The sequence below is a fragment of the Moorena sp. SIO4E2 genome, from assembly GCF_010671945.1.
GTDB lineage: Bacteria > Cyanobacteriota > Cyanobacteriia > Cyanobacteriales > Coleofasciculaceae > Moorena > Moorena producens.
The window spans coordinates 1-3,884 of record NZ_JAAHIE010000623.1 but is presented as its reverse complement, the minus strand read 5'-3'; the positions used below and the strand labels follow the sequence as shown (position 1 = coordinate 3,884).

The following is a 3,884-nucleotide window of genomic DNA, read 5'->3' as shown; positions in this document are numbered from 1 at the left end:
GACTATCTCAACGACGAAGCCCTAGCTTATGAACTAGCAGGCAAATTCTATTTAGCCAGAAACCAAAACCACGTTGCTCGCCACTACCTACAAGATGCCCACTATACTTATCAAGGCTGGGGAGCTGTGGCTAAGGTCAAAGATTTGGAAGCTCGATACCCACAATTTTTAGCTACAGTTTCAACAGATAGTATTAAAACTAGCTTAAATCCGTCCATTACCGACTCAGGTAAAACTACATCCGGTGTTTTGGATATCAATAGCATTCTGAAAGCATCCCAAACTATTTCTGGGGAAATTATCCCAGACAAGTTGCTGGAAAAGTTAATGAAAATCCTGATTGAGAATGCTGGCGCTCAACAAGGTTTTCTGATACTGGATAAAGACGGTAATTGGGTAATTGAAGCGGAAGGAACAGTGGATTATGATCAGGTGACTACACTGCAATCCCTGCCAGTAGACTCTGTGGATGCTGCTAGTCAAACCCCGGTCTTGTCAGTCTCTATCATTAATTATGTGGCTCGCACCCAGGAAAATTTAGTCTTAAGTGATGCGGCTAATCAAGGACAATTTACTCGTGACCCCTACATTGTTGCCACTCAACCCAAATCGATTATCTGTACTCCTTTGTTAAATCAAGGTAAACTAAGCGGTATTTTATATTTAGAAAATAATTTAACCACAGAGGCATTTACGAGCGATCGCATTGAAGTTTTAAGAATGCTTTCTGCTCAAGCTGCTATCTCTATTGAAAATGCTCGTCTCTATGGACAGTTAGAAGACTATAACCGCAATCTAGAGCTTAAAGTAGAAGAGCGCACTCAAGAACTATCTCAAACTTTGGAAGTTCTGAAAGCTACTCAAGCGGAACTAATTTTTGAAAACGAGTTACTGAAGAGTGACGAACAAGCCGCGAATTTTGATTATCAAGTGGGGGGAAGTTTACCGATGGATTCTCCCACTTATGTGGTGCGTTCTGCTGACAGAACTCTCTACAAATCATTAAAGCAAGGGAAGTTTTGTTACATTCTCAATCCCCGCCAGATGGGCAAGTCAAGCCTGATGGTACGTATGATTAACCACCTGAACCATGAGGGGATTAGCTGCGCGGCCATCGACTTGACTCGGATTGGCAGCGAAAATGTTACCCCTGACCAATGGTATAAGGGATTGGCAGTAGAGCTATGGCGAAGTTTTGGTTTACTAAGAAAGGTGAATTTAAAAAAGTGGTGGAATGAACGAGGGGATATTTCTACGGTTCAGCGGTTGAGTCAATTTATAGAAGAAGTCTTGCTAGATGAACTTGATAAACCAGATAACAGTTTACCCAATAAAAGGGTAGTTTTTATTGATGAAGTTGATAGCGTGTTGGGCTTGAATTTTCCAGTTAATGACTTTTTTGCTCTGATTCGCTCCTGCTATAATCAGCGTACTATCAATCGAGACTATGGCAATTTAACTTTTGCTCTGTTTGGGGTGGCTACCCCCTCTGGCTTAATTACTGACCACAAAAGAACTCCTTTTAATATTGGTCAGGCGATTCAACTAGAGGGCTTTAAAGAGCATGAAGCTCAACCTTTGCTTCAAGGATTAGCAGAGAAAGTGACCAATCCTCAAACACTGCTCAAAGAAGTGTTAGCATGGACGAGTGGTCAGCCTTTTTTGACCCAAAAGATCTGTCAATTCATCCGCAGTACTTCATCTGCTATCCCTACCAACGACGAAGCTGAATGGATTGAAAATTTGGTGCGAACCAGGGTGATAGAGAATTGGGAATCCCAGGATGAACCGGAGCATTTGAGAACCATACGCGATCGCATCCTCGAAAGTAAACAATCTGTAAGGCTACTGGAAATCTATCGACAAATTGTGGACCAGGGAGAAGTGGTGGCTGTTGACAGTCCAGAGGAAAAGGAATTGCTGTTGTCTGGGTTAGTAGTTAAGCAACAGGGATGTCTGAGAGTCAATAACCGGATTTATCAATCGATCTTTGACCGCAGTTGGGTTGAGCAGCATGTGTGACTGAGATCTTGGACTTTAAATTAAAATAGTAAAGGGAATAGGGAATAGGGAGTAGGGAGTAGGGAGTAGGGAATAGGGAGTAGGGAATAGGGTATCAAAAATTATCACAATTGATTTAGGATTGCTATAAAATAGGAATTATCCATCAAAAGTAATTAAACTGATGAAAGCGGCAATTGTACGTATTGGAGATTCCCAAGGAATTAGAATTCCTAAAGAAATTATTGAAAAATGTGGTTTAGCTAATGTAGTTGAAATAACAGTAGAAGATGGAAAGGTGATCATTTCGCCAGTATCCCAATCTCGTCAAGGATGGGAAGAAAGGTTTAAAGAAATGGCAGAAAATGGTGATGATGAATTATTAATTGATGATCGGATTGAAAATGATTGGGATGAAGAGGATTGGAAATGGTAGCGATTCCCAAGCAATTTGAGGTGTATTTGGTTTGTCTCGATCCCACCATTGGTTCTGAAATTAAGAAGACTCGCCCTTGTGTGATTATATCTCCTAATGAGATGAATAAGTATATCAAGACAGTGATTATTGCACCAATGACGACAGCGAAGCGAAATTATCCCCTGGTAATGAGATACACAGGATTTTTTCCCTATTCCCGTCTTGATGATGTTGACCACATTCCCCTAAAAAAGGCGCAGTTCAATCCGTTTACTCGAAGACCCAACACTGAAAGCCCCGTCACAAAGCGAGCAGGGATAAAAGTGAATAGCGCGCTTAAAGCCAGCGAAAAAATTTTGCAATTGGTGTTGAATATTATCTAGCGCTATAGTATACTAAAGGTATGAGTACAGGCTGAGAAACCGCAGGCTGAGCCGGGAGAGAGACCCGTAACTTACTGACCTGAAAGCAGTAATGCTCGGAGGGTAGGGAAAGTCCTCCTTAAAAACCCAACCGTCAATTAACCGTTGGCGTGTGAACCTAGCAGAATCACATTTTGAGAAAAAAAACTGTACGGCGGGGCACGCCGGAACCAGGTGAAAAGGAAGAAAACGGACTTTTTAAGGCACTTCCCTACAAGTAGCCAAACGCCCAAGGAGAATTGCCCGCTGGGTCTACTGTGAACTGAACTGAAGTCTTGGTCTTGACGGGTATTTGGTTTAGGTACTGCTTAATTTTTGGCGGCGTCAAAGATTAGGACATGGTGGTTTAAGGCAGCTCGTTGATCTGGGAATCGCCGTTCTTTCAAGACGGCGAGTGTCAACTAAGGCAGCTAGTGCCCGTTCCAGTGTAGGAAGTTTCGTCCCGTTATCGGGGTCGAGAATGCGCTTGACTTCCTGTTCATCAGTATTGAGAGTATGGGCTAATTGGAGTGATGTAATCCCTGCTTCGCACATGGCCAGGTAAAGGGCAGCTTTTAAGGCAGTCTGAATTGGCACCGGCACTAAATAGTCTCCGCCTGCTGGGGGTGAGGGATTGGGGATGTCGAGTTGGTCATCAATTCTGGCTGCGATCGCTTCTTCCAAACAGTCCGCTGCTTCAGCGAAGGCTTGTTCCATGGAATCTCCCTGAGTAATGGCTTCTGGCAGATCCTGAAAAGTTACCACAAACCCGCCATCCGACTCGTCAGGGGTAAATGTAGCCGGGAATGAAAATCGACTCATAGTAATGGCATGGTTAAATTTCATCTTCCTGTAGACCAAGCTGACGTAGCATTGCCTTCAATGTCCCAGTCTTGAGTTCATCTTTGGGATTGCGGACAATAGTAAATCGATCACCAAAATAGAGTGTGACGTGGCTTCCTTTCCCGCGCTTTTTGTCAACACGAGATTCGAGACCACGCTCTCTTGCTAACTTTTTTACCCTCTATCATGAACTCACTTCCTTTCATAATAAAACTATCGGA

General features: G+C 43.1%; 5 protein-coding genes. 3 read left to right on the top strand and 2 right to left on the bottom strand.

Annotated features, from left to right (window positions below; genetic code table 11):
- The 3 genes from F6K37_RS34275 to F6K37_RS34265 form a co-directional block, all read left to right on the top strand.
- Window positions 1-2,022 (top strand): AAA-like domain-containing protein (locus F6K37_RS34275; RefSeq protein ID WP_287255249.1); only part of this gene is annotated, 2,022 nt, incomplete at its 5' end.
- Between the two features lie 163 nt (window positions 2,023-2,185).
- Window positions 2,186-2,437 carry an AbrB/MazE/SpoVT family DNA-binding domain-containing protein gene (locus tag F6K37_RS34270; RefSeq protein ID WP_287255247.1) on the top strand — a complete coding sequence of 84 codons (252 nt, stop codon included), beginning with the start codon at window positions 2,186-2,188 and terminating at the stop codon, window positions 2,435-2,437.
- Window positions 2,431-2,802, top strand: a complete 372-nt coding sequence (locus F6K37_RS34265; RefSeq protein ID WP_083373923.1) for a type II toxin-antitoxin system PemK/MazF family toxin — start codon at window positions 2,431-2,433, stop codon at window positions 2,800-2,802. The genes F6K37_RS34270 and F6K37_RS34265 overlap by 7 nt, the downstream gene beginning before the upstream one ends.
- A gap of 363 nt (window positions 2,803-3,165) precedes the next feature.
- Here the strand turns inward: F6K37_RS34265 and F6K37_RS34260 are convergent, their stop codons facing one another.
- Together F6K37_RS34260 and F6K37_RS45055 are read right to left on the bottom strand one after the other, a co-directional pair.
- Window positions 3,166-3,642, bottom strand: coding sequence for a type II toxin-antitoxin system HicB family antitoxin (locus tag F6K37_RS34260; protein ID WP_287255243.1), 477 nt, complete (start codon window positions 3,640-3,642; stop codon window positions 3,166-3,168).
- A 13-nt stretch (window positions 3,643-3,655) separates the two neighbouring features.
- On the bottom strand, window positions 3,656-3,742 hold the full coding sequence (locus tag F6K37_RS45055) for a hypothetical protein (RefSeq protein WP_502708301.1): 87 nt from the start codon (window positions 3,740-3,742) through the stop codon (window positions 3,656-3,658).
- Window positions 3,743-3,884: the final 142 nt, after the last annotated feature.